Here is a 17,609-nt window from a genome sequence, read left to right on the forward strand (position 1 = left end):
GGCCGGCCAACGCGGCGACTGCCCCCAAGCCTACACCTTGATCGAGGGATTGCCCGCAAAGGTCGTCATGGCCGACGCCGCCTACGATGCCGATCCCTTGCGCCGGGAGATCGCCGATAAGGGCGCTATCGCCGTCATCCCCAGCAATCCGTCGCGCTCGCTCAAGCATCCGCTCGACAAGCACCTCTATGCACAGCGCCACCTGATCGAATGCTGTTTCTCAAGGCTCAAACAGTTCCGGCGCGTCGCAACCCGATTCGAGAAGACAGCCCGAAACTACCTCGCCGTCGTTACCATCGCCGCTACCGTCCTATGGACCAGATAACTGTCCACACGACCTAGCTGTAGTCGTTCATGACGGAAGGTAGGCGACGGCCCAGAAATTCCACGAAGGCCTTTACCTTGGGTTGAAGGTGGCGGGTGGTTGGATAGACCGCATAGACATGGCGCGGCTCATCCATGAAGGCGGGAAGGACACGCCGAAGTTCGCCGCGCGCAATCGCCGGATCTGCGAGGAAGGAAGGCAGTGCGCCAATTCCCAGGCCCGCGACGAGCATGTCGCGCAGGAGCAGGCTGTTGTTGATCCGGCTTCGCTCACTGCCGGCTGCCGCATTCTCTTGCATGGGGACGATATCCTGAATTTGTGCCAGACTATAGATGAGGATCTTGTGACGTCGTAGATCGTCCAGTGTTGCGGGCTCGCCATTTTGTTCAAGATATGAAGGGGCCGCACACAGAACCTGTTTGACGGTGGCAAGCCGTCTGGCGATCAACGTGGAATCGTCCAGACTGGAACGCAGCCGGATCGACAAGTCAAAGCCATGCGCGACGGCGTCTATCAGTCGGTCTTCCATCACCAGATCAAGCTGCAAGTCCGGATAGTCCCGGAGAAATTCGGCAAGAAGCGGCGAGAGAATGCTGAGGGTGAATGAGAGCGGCGCATTAAGCCTCAGCCTTCCCGTGACGCGCTGGGATTGCTGTCTCATCGACTGTTCAAGCACGTCCAGTTCATCGAGAATGCGACAGCAATCGGCATAATAGGCGCGCCCAGATTCCGTCAGGCTCATACTGCGGGTCGTGCGTTGCAACAGCACCGTGTCGAGGTGGGCTTCCAAGGTGCGCAGCTGCTTGCTGAGGCCTGCCGACGACAATCCGAGATCTTCGGCGGCCCTGGCCAGTCCGCCAAGCTCAACGATGCGCCGAAAGGCGCGCATGGTGCTGAAAGTATCCATGACCGGTCCCTATGGGAAGACTTGCGCGCCGCTGCCATTCAGGCCCGCATGATAGAGATAGACATATACCGGACGAGTTCGAATGCGAAACACCCTAGCGATTGACGAGGACAAACTGTGTTGTCACCTTGTTTATGGCTTAGCTGGCAAAAAAAGGTCCTACGTGAAGGCAATTGATGATCAACAACAGCATGACTGTTTGAGGCTGCGATTGCTGTGTATCAGTAGCACCGCTCTACGGCGGGTCGATTCGCCAGAAACCCCGCCAAGTCGTGGCGGTACGCTGTCGCGTCTGACGACGGAACCGGCAGTCGACAACGAACGTGTCGCTACCGAACAAGACGGCTTTTCGGAGTCTGTCACGTTCTTCCTGCGCGAACAGGGTTGGAGCCCTCAGCAGGCACACGACGGAGGAGCATTCGGGCTCGATTTTGCGATCGAGGACCCGAGGATGGGCTTCTTCGGCATCGGCATCGAATGCGAACGCCCCCCGCCACCGGATTTTGGAAACGGCTAGCCAGGAGAGCTGTACGCCGAGTGGATTGCTTCTGCCCTTTGCCTCACCCGGATTTCAATCCTGCGCCGCGCTTTTACGTCGCCAGACTGTGCTCCGTCTGTAAGGCGGTCGCCCGGTAGTATGAGCTGGCCACCCGACATGGGCAGAATAGTCAGGCCCTTGAGTTCGGGCAAGCTTTCGAGCAATTCGGCAACAGAGATCGCTCGTGCGAGGCCGAGACCGGCGTTGTCGGCGGGATGCAGGGAGGCGATGGGCTTCTCGCCATCGAGAACTGCCTTGAGCCCCTTGTCCATATTGGATACCGCCCCAGCCATGGCCTGCTCGTCCGTGTGTCCGATGACCTCGATGAGGTCGACGCCGTATTCCTTCGCCCTGCCTGCGATCTCCGACGCTTTTTCGCGCAACTTGATCTCGAACGTGTCCGACAGTTCTGCGCTGCCGACCTTGAAATTGTAGCCCTCAAGCTCGCTCATGCTGATGATGGGCGGCCATTCATGCGGCTTTGAATTGCCCTCTTCGGTGGCTTTCGCGGCTTTGTCGAGCGCCGCTGCCAGCTCCACGGCAGGATTGTCCTTTTCGGCAAAGCCATTGTCGCGCAGCACCGACAAGGAAGACGCCATTTTCTCGGTCTCCTCTGCCGTAATCCCGCGCTCGGCGAGCTTTTTGACGGCAGGGACAAGCTCCCTTGCGGTTTTCTCGTCCAAGGCCTGCTCCTTCATGACCTTGGTCACCGGGGCATGTTTTATGGCTTCTTCGACCGTCAGGCCTGATTTCTCGATCCTTGCGACATCCTGTTTCGCCTTGACCAGTTCGCGCCATTCGTCGTCGGGTATTCTCTTGCCGGTCGCGGATTCCATCATCTTGGCGACCTGGGTGAGCAGCGCTTCGTTTTCCTTCCTGGCCTTGTCGGCCTCGGTTTCGGCAAGCCTGGCTCTCTCCATCGCCTCGATCGTCGACTTCTTGGCCTCGGCCGCTTCCTTTTCCTTTTTTGCGATGATTGCCCCTGCCGCCAGAAGGAGGCAGAAAACCAGCAACAGCATCGTCTCGGCCATCGTCAGGCCAAGGATCAGGCCGCGGCCATAGCCTTTGCGCTCGTAGTTGACGGAAGTGTCGCTTGCCAGGCTCATCGGAACCAACCTTTGAGCCGCTCCGATGCTGGCGCGGGAGCAGGCGGCAACACGCTATCAAGCGGTTTGAATGATACCGGTTCCGGGGCGGGCTTGGGCACGGCGATATCGGGAACGGCACTTTGGCTGGTTGTGGCTGTGGTAAACGTCGTGGCAGTCTGAAACGGACGTGTTTCCGCAGCCTTTGACTGCATGCCCTCGAGAAGTTTGGCGACCAGTTCGTTCGTGTCCTTGCTTTGCTTTTGAACCACCTTTGCGAGCACTTCGATCGCGTTCTGCTGGCTGTTCACCGCTTCGGCAGTCTTTTCCGCTGCAGCTGCCGCCCTCTCCGAATGTTCTCCCACCATGTGAAGCGCCTTCGACGTGGTGTTTGCCACTCCCTGCAGGGCGTTGCCAATGACAGCGCCCATTTCGGACATCCGCGCCTGCTGCTCTCCGGATGCCGCCTCGGTTTTGACGGCGTACTGTGCAACGGCGCTTCCAAGCGACTTCACCATGGGAGCGAGCTCGGTTTTCAGGACCTCATCGGGGACGACGACGCGTTCGAGCTTGGCTGCAACGGCATCTGCCTGCGCTCCCAGTTTGTCGACTGACGAGGACATCGAGGCATTCGCCTTCTCGAGCAGGTCGCCCGCGTTCTCGACACGCTTGGCGATGGCGGAAAACTGGCCCTCGATCTGGTCGAAGTTCCCTTGCATCGCGCCGCCCAGCTTTCCGGCGGCTTCCTGCATCGGCCTGATGGCTTCCATGGCCATGCTGTCGAGAATTTTCCTGATGTGCTCCCCGTTGGTCTCGGCCTGCTTGGCGATCTCTTCGAAGCCCTCCTCGAGCATCTGGTTGCTGATCCTCCGGAAGTCGGCGAACTCCCTGGTGACGTTTTCCATCTCGGCGCGGACTTTCCTGGTCATGTCCGCCAATTCGGTGCGTGCGGACCGTTCGATGTCCGCCGGGTCACGCCGCATTTGGTTGTACAAAATCCTGAGCGCAATTCCTGCAATGGTGGACGTGATTGCGATGCCGAAATTCCTCACGACTGTTTCGGTCGATGAGCCGTCGCTGAACTGGTAGAGGGCCATGCCAAGGCTGGAGAGCGTATAGAGAAAGCCCATATAGTAGAGATTGTCGCCCGTTTGCTCGTCATGCAGCCACAGCTTTCTGGCAAACATGGACAGCACCAGATACGTCACCATGAGCAGGATCGGGACCGCCATGGAAAAGAATGGATTGGCCCCAAGCCCTTTCGAGACCGCGATGAAGAGGCACCCGCCGATCGTGAAGGTGGCGAAAATCCCGAGCGGCAGGTGTGGATGGGACAACAGGTCCTGTTTCTTCGCTCTCATTGTTCGGCCCCCGCCAAGTTGAGGCCCGCCAGCCTGATCACTTTTACGAAGCTTCCGTCCTGCCGCTCGACCCATTGTTTCCAGAACTCGACATGGGCAAGGGACTCGAACTTGCGGTTGGGTCGCTCGACATAAAGCAGCGACACGTCGACCCCGCCGAGCGGCGTCCTGTACTCCTTCGCGGCAAGGCTTCCCGCATACTTTTCGTAGTCGGGACCTGCCTTGTACTGGGAATAAAGGTCTGTGTGCTCGATCATGTCGGAGGCGACGAACAGCCTGTTCGGCCGCCCTGCCCCGATCTCGCCGTCAAAAACCGTCAGCTTCACCTTCTGGATCGCCGCCATGATCGGAGACTGCTTTGCCTCGGTTCCGTTGGCGATCGCGTCAGGCAGCTTGGCCAACGGCTCGTCGAAAGCCTGCTTCCATTTCCTGCGGGCCATTTCCGGGTTGCCGGTCCAACTGTCGAGATCGGCCCCGTCGCCCGGATTGCAGGCGTCGAACATGAGCGGGATTTCGCCCGGTCTCCCTGTCAGGCTGACCACCCTCAGATAGCCTCCCTTTTCAACGCTGCCGACGATCTCCCGGAATTGGTTCTTCAGGTCGGTCAAAGTCGTGGGCGATAGCTGGTCGGTGGCGTCGAAGATGACGACCGTCGCGCTGGTTGCTCCTGTCGCGGGACAGTTGGTGCCCTTCACGATCTCGGTTTTGTCCGTTCGGGACCACATCCACGCGAAGCCTGCAATCATTCCCAGGGAGAGCAGGCCCAGTACCCCTGCCCCCAGAACCGCGCCGATGTTGGTTTTCTTCTTCTTCCTGCCGCCGCGCCTAGCCATCGATTTTCACCGCCCTGTCGATCTGCTGATAGGCCAGGATGCCGTTTTCGCATTCCTGTCCGATGAGGCGGACCTGCTCGTTGAGTTTCGCCTGCGCATCCCTGATGGAGGCGGACAATTCCTTGTCGCCCCATTCGCCGTCGGCGGTGACCTTCGGCTTCACCTTTTCGAGGTGGTAGGGGTTAGCGAAGTATTTGGGCGGCGGCGTCGTCCGGGCCTGGATGTTGGCTTCGCGGTATTTGGATAGCAGCTGGTTGCACGCCCGTTCGAGCTGGTTCTGGTGTTCGGCGAAGAGAGAAAGGAGCTTGCCCCTGTGTTCGACTATGGCGCGATGTTCCCGCTGCCGCAGCCCAAGGCCCTTGATGATCTCCTTCACCTTTTCATTGTGCTCGTCGCGGACGTCCTGAAGTCCCTCTATGCGTTCGGCCTGGCCATCGTTGTAGCCCTCCCTCGCCGATTTGCGTCTCTTCTCGACGCCGGCGTAACCGGGATAGGGATCGAAGACGAACCAGCCGTCGATGAAGGCTATGATCGAGAACAGCAGGCCAACCATGAACAGCAGCCACGACTTGATGTCGGTCAGCCCGGCCGGATTTGCGATCATGTTCGCGACAACCTGAGTGCCCGCCCCGTCGACCAGTGTTCCGCTGACCTCCCGGTAATGGGCCAAGGCCAAATTGACGGCGAGAGCGATGGCCCCATAAAGCAGTATGGAGGCGGCCCCGATGGTTTTGACGATGAAGTTCTGGTGGGTGACGAGCCGCGCGCAATAGATGGCGGCCAGCAACGCCACTCCGATGTTGACCATGGAAAAGGCCGCCGCCTCGATGATGCCGCCGAAAAAGCCCTGCTCGTTTCCCTTGGCGAGGAAAGAGCCGTTCGCGCCGGTTTCGACCAGGAAAAGGAAAACCAGCAGCGCAACCCTCAAAATGTGGGCACCTCCTTCGGGAAGGCGTGGGGCACGGATCAGGTTGTGCTTCTTCCTGAACCACGAATACTCGTTCTCGCGGACGTCGAGATCGTGTTTCAGATCGCGAAGGGCCGCTTCCCCGATAGCCACTTCAGCCTTGAAGTCCGAGACGCTGGATGAGTTCGCCAGGTTGATCAGGCCGAACTGGTCTTCGAAATCGAGGCTGGCAAGCCGTCCGGCAAACAGCTGGAGGCTGGACTCCACGGACTGCTGGGACGTTTTCTTTTCTTCCTCCACCCTTTCGATGATCGTGTATTCGACATCGTCGTAGGGTTTTGCCGTTTTCGACGGCTGGTTCAGCGCGCCGCGCTTCTTGCCTTCTTCGACAAGGTCGAGGTCCTTCGCCAACTTGTCGACATTGAGGCTGGAGAACACTTGTGTCCCCGACCTGAAATCATGGTTTGAATCAAGGAGTTTGTCCCTGAGCTTGTTCAGGCTCTCAAATCGTATTGCCAACCGCTCACCCCCGCGAGACTTGGTTTATGGTGTTTGCCGCTTCAAATCCTGCAAGGAGGAAGCGGCAGTTTTGGTACTATCGGGCCGCCGGCCGCCAACCTGCGGAAGCCGCTTCGCCCTCGGTGCAGAACCACCGTTCGCCCTTGCTTTCGGAAATCGCCGTCCGTGAATAGTGCTCTTGCCCGGGCACGTGATAGATACGTTCGCCCTTGGCGCTCACGTTGCCCTTGATGAGGCAGCCGCCGTTTCCTTCCGCGGGCAATTGGGCAATCGGCGCGGCAACGGCAGATGTCTGCTTGTTCGCCCGCCACTCCCACGGATTCTCGAATGTTCCAGACCACATGCCGGATTTCTGCGACCGGGCTTTCTGCTGCAACTTGGCGTATGCCCCGCCGCTGTAGCGTTCCCAGTCGAGTGCAAGGCCGTGCGCTACCAGCCATTCCTGGACACTGGTTCCGTCGGCCCGCCAGCAGTTGCCGACGTAGCGGCCGTATCGGTCGCGGTCCACGAAGTCGCATGAGGTCGGTGAAGATTTCTCGAGAAACGCGGCAAGCGCTTTTGCCGTTGCCGATCCGCAGCGGTACTGTTTGCCCTTAGCATCTAGGCACAGCTGAGTAGATTCCGGTGCGTCGATTCCGTTGAAGCGGATGCTTTCGCCGCGGATTTCGATCGTGTCCCCATCGACGACGGAAGCCTTGCCCGTCAGCACCTGCCCAGCCGATGCCGACGTGGATGCGCACGAAACCGCGCATGCGGCTACCAGCAACGCGTTCCGCATGCTCGAAAGAGGGATTCCCCTCTCACTCAAAAGTTTCATTTAGCCCCCGCAGGCTGTTGTGCGGCTATCTAAGCGACCGCCGCCAATCATGCAATCGTGATATTCAAGGCGAAGCTGAGCACATCCCCGACATTCAACGGAGAGGCCCCCAAGCAGAACTTTTCATTGCGCGGCAATCCGCAGCGCGGTTAGCGTCTCGGGCGTAATCGTACCAGTGACCTTCAATCCGTAGTCACCTTGCATCTTCGAAAGCGCCACCCGCATGTCGGGTCCAAGAACGCCGTCGAGTTCGCCGACGTAGTAGCCGAACGCCATCATTGCGAATTGGACTTCGCGGACGATTTCGGTGAATCTTTGGGCGTTTCCGGGGAGTACTTTAAGCGGTGCTGGAGCGGGCGCAGTTGCCGGAGGCTGGTAAGTAGGCGCAGGCGCGGGCGCGCGATAGATCGGCGCGGAATACGCGGGTGCCGGTGCGCGGTAGACAGGAGCCCGGTAAGAGTAGCCACCGGTCGAAGACCGATGGCTCCGGTGCGAGCTGTGGCTCCGATGCGAGCTATGGCTCCTGTGTCCGGCCAGAGTGTAGACGTGGTCCAGCTTGAAAATGTCGAACAGCGATTTCGCGTTTCCGTCATCGAATGTCGGCTTGATGGTCAAGGCCTGCGTTTCTGCCGGCAGGAAACCCGCCGCAAGCAGCGAAGGTATCGCAAACAGACGCTTTTTCATGATTGTGCCCCCAACTTTGCGTAGCCGTGCTTTTTTGGATGCCATTCGAAGAACCCGCCGCAGCCGTCTTTGATGGTGCAATCCCTGCATTCGTCGAGATAAGCGCGTTTCCAATCCGATATGGTGGGCGGGGCAAGATGCCTGTACGAGGCTGGCACCGTGCAGAGCGGAAAATTGTACAGCTGGGCTTCTATGCCGCGGCTTCTCACAAGATCCAGCGCGCGTCCGACTCCGTCAAACTCCGCTGAGCTGTCGTGGAAGAGCCGTTGCCAGTTCTGCCGGGCGTATCCGATGCTCTCCAACTGCATGATTGCCCACGTTTGGATGAAGGGAAGCGTTGAAGTAATAAACCGCGCCAAAGCGGTTAGCCCGGGCGCGTTCCGTTTCATCAACACCGTTCTCAGCTCGATTTGTGCGCCCGCGCGGCACAAGAACCCCAGTGTTTCCACAAGCCGTGCATGCGCCCCCTGCTTGCCGACGATTTCGTCGTGGACTTCCGGGCTGCGGCAATAGAGCGGCACACCCCAGACAATCCGCTCCCGCTCCAGCGAACGCATCATCGGCATGTCAAGTTCGTCGAAATGCTGGCCGTTCGTCAGGATATGGAAACGCAGGTCGGTACGCTTCCCCATTGTCTGCACCAGGAAGTTCAGCAGTTCTTCCTTGTAGAGCGTCGGTTCTCCGCCTGATATGCCGATCGTCGCGCCTTCCGGGGCCAGCAGCGCAGCCGCCTCGAAGTGGGCAAACAAGTCGACGTGGTGCGCCTTGGGTGGTTGGGAGCACATCACGCAGAGCTGGTCGCAGCGCTCGGTCACCAGAAACGTGTTGTGGGGCGACGAGGCTCTAACAAGGCGGTCCGCGCTGCCTCTGTGCGGATTGACTAGCAGGACGTCGCCGTCGATTTGCGAAGGATCGATCCCGTGGACCCGGATACAACCGCCCTCGCCTCGGTATTCGGCAGCGTCCGACACGCGTTCAAGCACCACGTCACGAGCATCAAGCGCGATGGGAATGTCGCCTGCCACCGAACCCTCGAAGGATCGCAGCCGGACGACGAACGGCTCGTCCGCATTTGCGTCCACCTTTATCCGAAGCGGGATCATGAATGCGCCGGTGCCATCTCTTCTGCCCACGACGACACCCCGGCCCAGTGAGCCAGGGATTGGCGGACTGCTTCGTCGCGTCTGTAGATAAGCTCGAAAACCTTGTCGAAGACAGCGGTGTGGCGGCCGCAAAACCAAGTGTCGGGACGCGGGACGTCTACCCTTCCATACCGCGAGACGTCATCGATGACATCGGTGCCGCAGAACGGCTGGTAGACACAGTGGATGCAATCGGGATCGAAGTTGTTGAGCGAGGACGTGTTCAGCAGCGCCACCTTGGCCAAATCTAAGCCGTCTGTAACACTTCCGATGCTGAGGTCGATCCTTCCGATGCGTGACTGCATGCGGGCTTCGTCGGTCGGATAGAGACGACCGTCGTGATCAACCACAAGATAGTCCGACGCAAAGAAGTTCGGGTTGCGGATGTCGACGTGGTTATCGGTGCCAAGTTGGAGAACCCGCTTCAGGCACTGGCTGAAATAATACTCCTCCATGAAGCGCCCTGTCCGACAATTCCTGTCGACGAGCAGATCGATGAAGTCGGCATGGATCCTGTTCCACCGCGCGAGCACATTGGTGCCCTGCTTCAATTTGCGGGCAAAGCCTTGATGGTTCACCGGCCGCAGATAGACCGAGTGGATTCCGTAGTTTTCGAAATTGTCGAGAAGCGCTGGGAAGTCCGGAGGGTTGTCGACGTCAATTGTCGGGAGAGCAGAAACCTTTCCGGGCCCGAACCTGCCAACGACATGATCCAGGTTGTCAAAAAACTCGTTCGTACGAACGGACTCATGTGTCCGCTGCCGTTCGTGCGTAGCCCTGTCGCCGTCCAGCGACGTGCTGACAAAGGTGTCGTCTGCTTCGAGGAACGCCAATTCACGACTGCCTAGACACTGCAAGTTCGTGCAGACGACGAATTGAGCTTCCCTGAACCTCGAACGGCAAAAAGTGCGGACTTCCTCAAGGATATCGATCCGGAGCATCGGCTCCCCGCCCTGGAATTCGACTTTGATATCCGTTGTTTCTAGGCTGCCCAGATACGCAAGAACGTCGCGTAACGTGTCGGCCGTCCAGTCGAACCCCCGGGCGGCTTCTGATGCACGCGACACCTGGCAATACCCGCAAGCCAGATTGCACCTGAGTGTCGGCACCAAAATCACGTAGGAGAGCTGCTGCGGCCGGGACTGCCGTCGCGACCAGCGATACGCGAACGACGTCCAGGGAAGGTCGAACTCCTTTCCGAAGCTATGGCCTCCGTCCCGGAGGAACGCCAAGTCCGATGCGTTCAGGGAATCGTTTGAATAGCGGCGCAGGAATCCTTCGTCAGACTTGAAGAAGCCGCCGGCGTCGTCGGCGAAAACAATCCCCCCGTCCGGAGTCTCCCGGAATTTGAGTGGCCAGACGTTCATTTCGAAGTCACCGCGGCGACGAGGGCCAGACGCATCGACAGCGTCTCCGCATAGATCCTCTCACGGTAGACGGCGTGGAGCACGGCCTTCCTGATTTCGATGTCGCCGATGCCTGCGCTGTCCGTCACAACGATGCCGTGGTCGGCAATGTCAAAGCTTGCGTAAGGGTGCTGTGACTGAAGACGAAGAACCGCAGCGTCCATGTAGGGGTGAAAGGCTTCGGCAATCTCAACAGTGACCGCAGCAGAGCCGCAGCCTTCCGTGCGGTTAGCGCTTCTGTGCCCATCCCCGACGCGCGGTGCACCTTCGACGGCCACTTCGTTAATCTTCCATCTCAAGCGTCCGGTATTCACCAGTGTCGTTGTCATAGACTTCGACTTCGACCGAAGAGCCGTAGCGGCGGATGTCCTCCACGGTCACATCGCGATATTCGCCGCCATCGGAATCGTAAAGCTCGATGTCGTTGCCTTCGCGGACGAGGTTTCCGCTCTCGATCTCAACCGCGCCTCCGGTCTCGGAGTCCGTACCGTCCCACGCGCACGCGGGCCCGCACAAGGCGAGCCAAAAGAAAACCGCAATTATCCTGCCCATCGACGGAGGTCCTCAGTGGCAGTGATAGCCGCCGCGCTTGTGGTCATGGTGGCAGCCGTTGGCATCCGTGCCGCCGCCATGCGCCACGGCGAAGTGGAACACCACCATCGAAAGCAGCGCGGCGAGCAGCGAAGCAACTATTGCTTTGGTCATCGAATTTCCGCCCGAAGCCTGTCGTCGAGCGCACTCCGGATAGAGAAGTCCGCTACCGTTACAGGCACAAAAGCCCACACCGCAAAGAACCTACGCGGTGTGACTCTTCCGTGACGGCGGACACAACTTCGCAAAGGGCGGAAGCAGTTTCGGTTCGGCCGAGCGGCTCCCCTGATCATGGCAGCGCGTTGCTGCTCGGCAGCATTGGGGCCGAAAGCGGTCGGTCTGGTTTCGGGTGGCGTCTTGCCGAAAGTCGCCGTTCCGCTGACGACTTCAAGTCGACCGCGACGCCGTTCTTTTCCAAAGCCTCAAAGCAGACTCTCAGTCGAGATATCCCATTCGTTGGGAGCTAATGGCTTTATCCCAGTCGCAGTACTGTGTACTCTCGCCCGGCGGAGGGGGCGTTCGTGGCAGATCAAGCTGACATCGCAAGACTTTGCCAGCAAGTGAGTTGGCCGGCCCCGCACAGCCAATGGAGGGTGGGAATTGGCAGCATCAGCCGATATCTCACCGAACACCATCGCCCGGCTTGAACATCGCGAGAACATCCGCGGAGCGACCATAGCATCTATACGCGGGGCCCTCGAATCCGCCGGCGTCGAGTTCATTCCTGAGAACGGTGGTGGGCCTGGTGTGAGGCTGCGACAGCGGGCGACGGCTGAAGCCTCGCCTGAGCGATCGACAGAGGGCGAATCCGGAATCATCGACAACAACGAAATGTAGGGCGACGACATGGCAAAGCGGCTACGGCATTCCATCGATCCGTCAAAACCGCCGCTTCTTCGTGTGTTGATTTTTCAGCGCGGCGGCAATGGTCCCTACTGGGTCTATTGCCCACCAATGCGCGGCGAGTTGCCGTGGACGCAGAAAGTCCCGTCGGAAGAGGCGGCCATCAGGTTGGCGTCTGACCTGGCAGCGACGAATCAACAGGCAGCCGTCTTAATAACCAAGGACTCTGCGGAATGGTGGATGGAAGGCTTGCTGCCGGAGGGCGGGCAAGCAGATGAATACGAAGCAGTCACTCGCCCGGAGGATCTCAACGCGTCAAACGATGATTGAGGAGGAAACTATGGACCACAACACTGCTCTTTTTCAGCTGCTCGAACTGCTGGTGAAAATTGCCAAGGAAAGCCACGATGCGTCCCCGGCTGATCGTGAATTGCTTGACCAGTTGCTCGCCAAGCTTCGCGGTACCCGTCCTTGACTCAGGGACGCCCGCTGGAAGCGTTTCCGCTTCGGGCGGCTGTTTAGCGACATCGGGGAATGCCTGAAGCGATTCCAGCATGCCTTTCTGTGGCCTTGCTGGTCCGGCAGTCGTATATAACCGGCAGCCGCGAGATTGCCTGCGCGCATTCGTCGAATTGTTACAATGCGGGTTCGGCTGCAATTGCCGGCATTGACCTGATCGATGATTTGCCGACCACATCGGCGGTTCATACCTCAGGAACGACGGGAAGCGAGTCGCCCAGGCCCGCGCTTGTACCAGGCACTGCCGTCGAAGTTTCCAGCAGGTGGTTAAAGGCTTGCTGCGCCTTTCGGGGTTCGGTCGCGCCTAGCTTAGCGAGTGCGAGCCTGACCTCGCGCAGATCCTCGTCCCAACCGTCATTGTCATCATGGCGCGTCGGAGGCAACGCGTTGCAAATCGCGCGCCTCTTTTTTGATTTCCCGGAGCTTCTCGATTTTCATCTCAGTCGTCATTGAAACATCGGCGACGATCTCCTGTGCCTTTATGATATTGAAGCTGGCCAGGTGGGCACCTCGTGAGTTGTCGTCATCAACGCGCCGTGTTGAGGCAAGTTCCGCTTTCGCAATTCATCGATGCTTCAGACAGCCTGGACAATAATACCGGTTCGATAATGCATAGCCGGCTTCCATGCTTCACAGCCTGACGATCTTTTCGCACTCGATGACAGCGTGCTGCTCGACATTGTCCAGCGACAGACGGTCCGCTATTTCTGGGAGGGCGCGCATCCCGTTAGTGGCCTCGCCCGCGATCGACAGAAGACCACCTGCGATCCCGCTACCGACCTCGTAGAAGTCGGTAGCTCTGGCTTCGGTATCACCGCCATTACCATTGGGAGGGTTCGTTGCTCATAGGTCAAAGGATCAACGACTTGATCAAAGAGCATCGCCCGAACGCGCTATGCGACAAGTGTATCTGTGAAGAGCTGGACTACTACTCCAGCGCTGATGCAGCGCTGATAGCGGAAGCATTAGGCACGACGCCGGAATTTGACCGGCGGCGTGGCCAATGCGTCCTATGCCAGAATGAAAGAATCGTCATCCGTGCCAACCCGACCTAGACATATTACATCGTAATCGGTCGATGGGCGCACCATATTGGGAATATTGGTAGCATGAATATTGGTCAGCAGGACCGGAGCCGTTGGTTCGGATCGATGCTCTTCCACAATTGGAATCCATTATGGACGTCGTTGTAAGAACTTATTCAGGTAAGGGCTCGAAGGAGCTGTTGTCATTGCTGGAGGAGCACAAGGCAGACGTTGAAAAGCTTATGCGCTCAGTAAAAGGATTTGAAAGCTACACTCTGGCCCGCAGCAGTGATAGCGAAGGCGGCCTATCGATGACCGTATGCCAGGACAAGGCCGGCACCGAAGAAAGTGTCCGCGTTGCGCAGGAGTGGCTCTCAAAAAATGCAGCAAACATTGGCATGAATGCGCCGAAGGTTTCGGCGGGATCAATAATTATCCACGCCACAAAGCACTAGTTTCCAATGGTTTCGCCCCGGTCGACCAACTGGCCGGTCGGGCCGGAGCCGCGAAACATTCGCTATGAACTCACTGACTGCGAATGGAACGTCATCAAGCCGCTACTCCCGGACAACCCGCACGGCGCGCCACGTGTGAATGACCGGCATGCCCTTAACGGCAATTTCTGGGCCCTGCGGTCAGTGCACCGTGGCGTAAATCGCCCGCTGAAAGGTTGAAGAGATCATGACAACGCTTCGTCTGCGGCTGATCCCACTTCGGGAGCTTCGGCTCGATGAATGCAAATATCCGGCGAAGGACGCGCCGACCGCGATCGGCGGCTATCTTTTTTGCGGCCGGCCGGTCAAGTCCGGCGAAATCTATTGCCGCAAACACAAGGCGATCTGTCAGCAGGGGCGGATTGCAAGCCCGGCGCGCGGAATTCCTTATAATCGATCGGGTCGCAAGCAACTTTATTCACGTCCGGACCTCAGCGAGTAATCGCTCGATCATCTTCATGTCGTCGGAAGTGGGATAGGTGGAAGACATAATGCCCCCGGGGCTCGGGCACGGTAACTGCCCTCAATCAGCCGCGTCCGCCGCCAACGTCTCAGCATACGCTTCTCTGTAAAAGCCCCAAGAGTTATCGTAACCCGGTTATAGGGGAAAGCCTTGGAGCCTGGTTGGTCCGGACCTCATGGTGCAACGATGATCTCTTCGAGATTGTTTTCCTCCGCGACGCGCTCGTGGCGTCCTTCGTCGTTGCTGATCCGATATTGAGGCGACCAATCCCTTGCAGGCATTCTTCCGGTGATCCTGAACTTGTCGCCGGTCTGATGCGACATGGCGATTGTCCCTTTCAGTCTGACCGACTGCCCGATGGCGAAGCGATGAACGTTCATTGCTGTATACTCCTGTTCGTGCGTCGTTCCTGATCCTCGTCTTGCCGCATCGCGGCTTCGAGTTCGGAGTGGTCGATAGCCACAAGCTGGCTTTTGACACGGTCGGTCGAGGAAATGGCTGGAAGGTGGATGAATGTCGCGACGCGCCGATAGGCGAGCCAGGAAAGCCCGTCGATCAGTTCCTCGTCCTCGTCGATTGCATAATCGCCCGGTGGCTGAATCTCATCCAAACCGCTCAGTGCGAAAGGTGCCGTGAATGTTGCGGTGGTGCGCTTTGTGCGGGTGTTCATTTGCCTGTCTCTGGAAAGAGCAGATCATTGCGCGCGCGAAGCGACGCAGCCCTTTCAAAAATCGATGATTTGGGAAGAATTTGGCGGGTCGAGAGCCTCTGACGCCGCGATAGCCAAGCTTGGCCAAAAGAACGATACACGAACAATACGCGCCGATTGCGGTTTAATTGCAACGATACAAGAGAATCTCACGGCGGTATATTGGACGCATAGCGCCTGTCCAGGAATGTCTAAAATAATTCAGTGTTGATATTCCTTTCTGTGTTATGGTGAGATTTTCTGGCCGATATAATGATAAAACAAAGGAGGCCGGCATGAAAACCTATATCCCCGCTCAGATTTACCTTTACGACTACAAGAGCTTGTTCGTAAGAGCGTCCGTCACGATTGCCATCAGCATCATCGTCTATTCGGCTCTTTTCGGCATCACCTGGTAAGTCCGGACGCCGATTCCAGCTGACAGCATAACTTCCGGAATCGCGCTTCAGGGCGGGGTTCCAGTTCCGCCGCATAGATCTTTGACTAACCCGTCCAAAAAGGTACGCCGCCATGAATGACAACAACGACAAATGCCATCAAACTCGTGACGCCGATGATGTCAGCGTCTGGGAGAATGAGGGCGGCGCTTTGGATCACAGCAACATGAACCATCACTACGGCCGGCGCATAGAGCCGGACGGGTCTTGGACGATCTATCACGTCTTCACCGGGCTACCCGCAGATATGGGAAGCCGACCCATGGCTGGGCTCGGAGAAACAGATGCCACTGCCACAATGATAATTCTCAACGCGCATAATGCGAAGAGACGCAAGGCCGCAAGCCTGCAACCGACATTCGCCACGCGCCTCTAACGACTTGAGGTTTGTTCAACCATGACGCTGACTTTTCCCAACCGAAGTCGCAGCTACGATGAGGCTGGACAACATATCCGTTTCCTTGGCTATGACGGCATGTTTGAAATTCCGTTCCGTGTCGAGATCGAAGCGCTCCCAAACCCCAACCGGGCTACGGCCGAAGCGGGTTACTTGGCGGCTTTCGATGCCGCGCGGGACTCCATCCTCGATGTCGCGCGGAAAGCCTATTCCCGCGGCCGCAAGAACCTGTGTGTGTTGACGTCCGCCGATTTCCGGCACCAAACGTCCCGCAGACTCTAGCGCCCCTCCTGACGTGCCTTCCGCAACGTCAGACCTGCGGCCGTTGCCGGACTTGGACGCGGAAACCGAACGAGCGAGTTATCGATGTTGATCCGTTGCGGCTATGAAATCACCCTCACTTGCGCCCAACCGACGGCGCTCGTGTGCTTGCTGTCGGTACACGAAGATCGCAAGGCCGATATTCGCGTGCCCGAAACCATCTTCACCATGCCCGAAGTCCCGACGACCACCTATCATGATCTCTTCGGCAATCGCTGCCGCCGGCTTGTCGCGCCGGCCGGCGACCTGACGCTTTGGGCGGACGCGACGATCGAAGACGGGGGCAAGCCCGACGCAATCGTCGCGAGCGCAAGGGAACTCGCCGTGGTGGATCTGCCCGACGAGAGCCTCGTCTACCTCATGGGCAGCCGCTACTGCGAGACCGACCGCCTGAGCCAGACGGCTTGGGACATGTTCGGTAATATCGCGCCTGGATGGGCGCGCGTTCAGTCGATCTGCGATTTTGTTCATAGCCACATCCGCTTCGACTACATGCAGGCCCGTTCGACGCGGACAGCGTTCGAAACCTTTAACGAGCAGGTCGGCGTGTGCCGCGACTTTGCCCATCTGGCTCTCACGCTTTGCCGCTGTCTCAACATCCCGGCCCGCTACGTCAACGGCCATCTCGGCGATATCGGCGTGCCGGTGGTCGACCCGATGGATTTCAGTGCCTGGATCGAGGTCTTTCTGGGCGGCCGATGGCACACTTTCGATCCGCGTAACAACGTTCCGCGCGTCGGCCGCATTGTGGTAGCGCGCGGCCGCGATGCCGCAGACATCCCGCTGATCAACTCATTTGGGCCGCATCTGTTGAAATCGTTCCGCGTTTGGACTTACGAGGTCACGGATATTCCGCGACCAGCGGGCCAACTCGACTGGCCGGTTTCCCAAGAAAATCACTCGTGAATTGAATTAGCTCGTATGTTTGTCCGTTGGCGACAGATCACGTCACCTTAGGACGGAGCGGCGCTTTTTGGCCGCCACTCAACCAAGGCTCTTGCCTCTACCGGTACAACGCCCGTTTCTTCTTTGGTGCGGCAGGCTTCAATGCCTTAGCGACGCGCTCGGCATCGTCCTTGGCAAGGCGCAGTTCCCGCAGCCTGGCCGTCTTCTGGGCTCTCAGTTCGCTTCGGTCTGATACTCGATTGTCGCCTTGGCCCGATCCGCGCTCTGCCTCTGGCTTCCAGAAATCGTGTCGGCCTTTTTGTAATATTTTGTCTGCTTTCGGCCAAAAATGTGTTCCCTGGCATTCTGTAAAAAATAAACGGATAGCAAATCTCGAACTG

24 protein-coding genes are annotated in these 17,609 nt (G+C 58.4%); 10 read left to right on the forward strand and 14 right to left on the reverse strand.

Going from position 1 to position 17,609, the window contains the following annotated elements; all coding sequences use genetic code 11:
• A partial coding sequence (locus tag F3H98_RS28165) for an IS5 family transposase (RefSeq protein WP_149763997.1) occupies positions 1-325 on the forward strand: 325 nt, incomplete at its 5' end.
• 13 nt (positions 326-338) lie between these two features.
• Here F3H98_RS28165 and F3H98_RS28170 read toward each other — a convergent pair.
• Entirely contained in the window at positions 339-1,232 is an 894-nt protein-coding gene (locus F3H98_RS28170) for a LysR family transcriptional regulator (protein ID WP_149763999.1), read from the reverse strand.
• An 82-nt stretch (positions 1,233-1,314) separates the two neighbouring features.
• On the opposite strand from F3H98_RS28170, the gene F3H98_RS28175 reads away from it, so the two are divergent.
• Positions 1,315-1,749, forward strand: a complete 435-nt coding sequence (locus F3H98_RS28175; RefSeq protein WP_149764001.1) for a hypothetical protein — start codon at positions 1,315-1,317, stop codon at positions 1,747-1,749.
• On the opposite strand, the gene F3H98_RS28180 is transcribed toward F3H98_RS28175, so the two are convergent.
• The 11 genes from F3H98_RS28180 to F3H98_RS28230 all read right to left on the reverse strand — a co-directional run bounded on the left by F3H98_RS28180 (position 1,746) and on the right by F3H98_RS28230 (position 11,229).
• A complete protein-coding gene (locus tag F3H98_RS28180; protein WP_149764003.1) occupies positions 1,746-2,876 on the reverse strand; it encodes an OmpA family protein in 1,131 nt (376 codons plus the stop codon). The genes F3H98_RS28175 and F3H98_RS28180 overlap by 4 nt on opposite strands.
• On the reverse strand, positions 2,873-4,291 hold the full coding sequence (locus F3H98_RS28185) for an apolipoprotein A1/A4/E family protein (RefSeq protein ID WP_188130613.1): 1,419 nt from the start codon (positions 4,289-4,291) through the stop codon (positions 2,873-2,875). Before F3H98_RS28185 ends, F3H98_RS28180 begins: the two co-directional genes overlap by 4 nt.
• Positions 4,213-5,049: a hypothetical protein gene (locus F3H98_RS28190; RefSeq protein WP_149764007.1), complete on the reverse strand. Its 837-nt coding sequence runs from the start codon at positions 5,047-5,049 to the stop codon at positions 4,213-4,215. The genes F3H98_RS28185 and F3H98_RS28190 overlap by 79 nt, the downstream gene beginning before the upstream one ends.
• Entirely contained in the window at positions 5,042-6,394 is a 1,353-nt protein-coding gene (locus F3H98_RS28195; protein ID WP_244621958.1) for a hypothetical protein, read from the reverse strand. The genes F3H98_RS28190 and F3H98_RS28195 overlap by 8 nt, the downstream gene beginning before the upstream one ends.
• A gap of 157 nt (positions 6,395-6,551) precedes the next feature.
• Complete coding sequence (locus tag F3H98_RS28200; protein WP_149764011.1) at positions 6,552-7,184, reverse strand: thermonuclease family protein; 633 nt, start codon at positions 7,182-7,184, stop codon at positions 6,552-6,554.
• 231 nt (positions 7,185-7,415) lie between these two features.
• Entirely contained in the window at positions 7,416-7,976 is a 561-nt protein-coding gene (hxsA, locus tag F3H98_RS28205) for a His-Xaa-Ser repeat protein HxsA (RefSeq protein ID WP_149764013.1), read from the reverse strand.
• Positions 7,973-9,079: a His-Xaa-Ser system radical SAM maturase HxsC gene (gene hxsC / locus F3H98_RS28210; protein ID WP_149764015.1), complete on the reverse strand. Its 1,107-nt coding sequence runs from the start codon at positions 9,077-9,079 to the stop codon at positions 7,973-7,975. Before hxsC ends, hxsA begins: the two co-directional genes overlap by 4 nt.
• Positions 9,076-10,485, reverse strand: a complete 1,410-nt coding sequence (gene hxsB / locus F3H98_RS28215) for a His-Xaa-Ser system radical SAM maturase HxsB (protein ID WP_149764017.1) — start codon at positions 10,483-10,485, stop codon at positions 9,076-9,078. Before hxsB ends, hxsC begins: the two co-directional genes overlap by 4 nt.
• Complete coding sequence (locus F3H98_RS28220) at positions 10,482-10,853, reverse strand: hypothetical protein (protein WP_188130615.1); 372 nt, start codon at positions 10,851-10,853, stop codon at positions 10,482-10,484. Before F3H98_RS28220 ends, hxsB begins: the two co-directional genes overlap by 4 nt.
• Entirely contained in the window at positions 10,807-11,076 is a 270-nt protein-coding gene (locus tag F3H98_RS28225) for a DUF5334 family protein (protein WP_149764021.1), read from the reverse strand. The genes F3H98_RS28220 and F3H98_RS28225 overlap by 47 nt, the downstream gene beginning before the upstream one ends.
• 12 nt (positions 11,077-11,088) lie before the next feature.
• Entirely contained in the window at positions 11,089-11,229 is a 141-nt protein-coding gene (locus F3H98_RS28230) for a YHYH domain-containing protein (RefSeq protein ID WP_149764023.1), read from the reverse strand.
• Positions 11,230-11,961: 732 nt separating this feature from the next.
• Here F3H98_RS28230 and F3H98_RS28240 point away from each other — a divergent pair.
• From F3H98_RS28240 to F3H98_RS28265, 4 genes are all read left to right on the forward strand, one after another.
• The gene (locus F3H98_RS28240; RefSeq protein ID WP_149764025.1) at positions 11,962-12,288 is read left to right on the forward strand and encodes a hypothetical protein; all 327 of its coding nucleotides are present in this window, start codon (positions 11,962-11,964) and stop codon (positions 12,286-12,288) included.
• Between the two features lie 10 nt (positions 12,289-12,298).
• Positions 12,299-12,433, forward strand: coding sequence for a hypothetical protein (locus tag F3H98_RS32355; RefSeq protein WP_280178030.1), 135 nt, complete (start codon positions 12,299-12,301; stop codon positions 12,431-12,433).
• Positions 12,434-13,654: 1,221 nt separating this feature from the next.
• The gene (locus F3H98_RS28255; protein ID WP_149764027.1) at positions 13,655-13,957 is read left to right on the forward strand and encodes a hypothetical protein; all 303 of its coding nucleotides are present in this window, start codon (positions 13,655-13,657) and stop codon (positions 13,955-13,957) included.
• Between the two features lie 226 nt (positions 13,958-14,183).
• A complete protein-coding gene (locus tag F3H98_RS28265) occupies positions 14,184-14,438 on the forward strand; it encodes a hypothetical protein (protein WP_149764029.1) in 255 nt (84 codons plus the stop codon).
• 194 nt (positions 14,439-14,632) lie between these two features.
• On the opposite strand, the gene F3H98_RS28270 is transcribed toward F3H98_RS28265, so the two are convergent.
• Entirely contained in the window at positions 14,633-14,839 is a 207-nt protein-coding gene (locus tag F3H98_RS28270) for a hypothetical protein (RefSeq protein ID WP_149764031.1), read from the reverse strand.
• On the reverse strand, positions 14,836-15,129 hold the full coding sequence (locus F3H98_RS28275; RefSeq protein ID WP_149764034.1) for a hypothetical protein: 294 nt from the start codon (positions 15,127-15,129) through the stop codon (positions 14,836-14,838). Before F3H98_RS28275 ends, F3H98_RS28270 begins: the two co-directional genes overlap by 4 nt.
• A 314-nt stretch (positions 15,130-15,443) precedes the next feature.
• Between F3H98_RS28275 and F3H98_RS32360 the strand changes: the two genes are divergently transcribed.
• The 4 genes from F3H98_RS32360 to F3H98_RS28290 all read left to right on the forward strand — a co-directional run bounded on the left by F3H98_RS32360 (position 15,444) and on the right by F3H98_RS28290 (position 17,229).
• The gene (locus F3H98_RS32360) at positions 15,444-15,566 is read left to right on the forward strand and encodes a hypothetical protein (protein ID WP_280178031.1); all 123 of its coding nucleotides are present in this window, start codon (positions 15,444-15,446) and stop codon (positions 15,564-15,566) included.
• Positions 15,567-15,678: 112 nt separating this feature from the next.
• Positions 15,679-15,981: a hypothetical protein gene (locus F3H98_RS28280; RefSeq protein ID WP_149764036.1), complete on the forward strand. Its 303-nt coding sequence runs from the start codon at positions 15,679-15,681 to the stop codon at positions 15,979-15,981.
• Positions 15,982-16,002: 21 nt separating this feature from the next.
• Complete coding sequence (locus F3H98_RS28285; protein WP_149764038.1) at positions 16,003-16,284, forward strand: DUF1488 family protein; 282 nt, start codon at positions 16,003-16,005, stop codon at positions 16,282-16,284.
• 84 nt (positions 16,285-16,368) lie between these two features.
• Entirely contained in the window at positions 16,369-17,229 is an 861-nt protein-coding gene (locus F3H98_RS28290) for a transglutaminase-like domain-containing protein (protein ID WP_149764040.1), read from the forward strand.
• Positions 17,230-17,609: the final 380 nt, after the last annotated feature.

This window comes from Neomesorhizobium albiziae (genome assembly GCF_900114255.1).
Classification (GTDB): domain Bacteria; phylum Pseudomonadota; class Alphaproteobacteria; order Rhizobiales; family Rhizobiaceae; genus Neomesorhizobium; species Neomesorhizobium albiziae.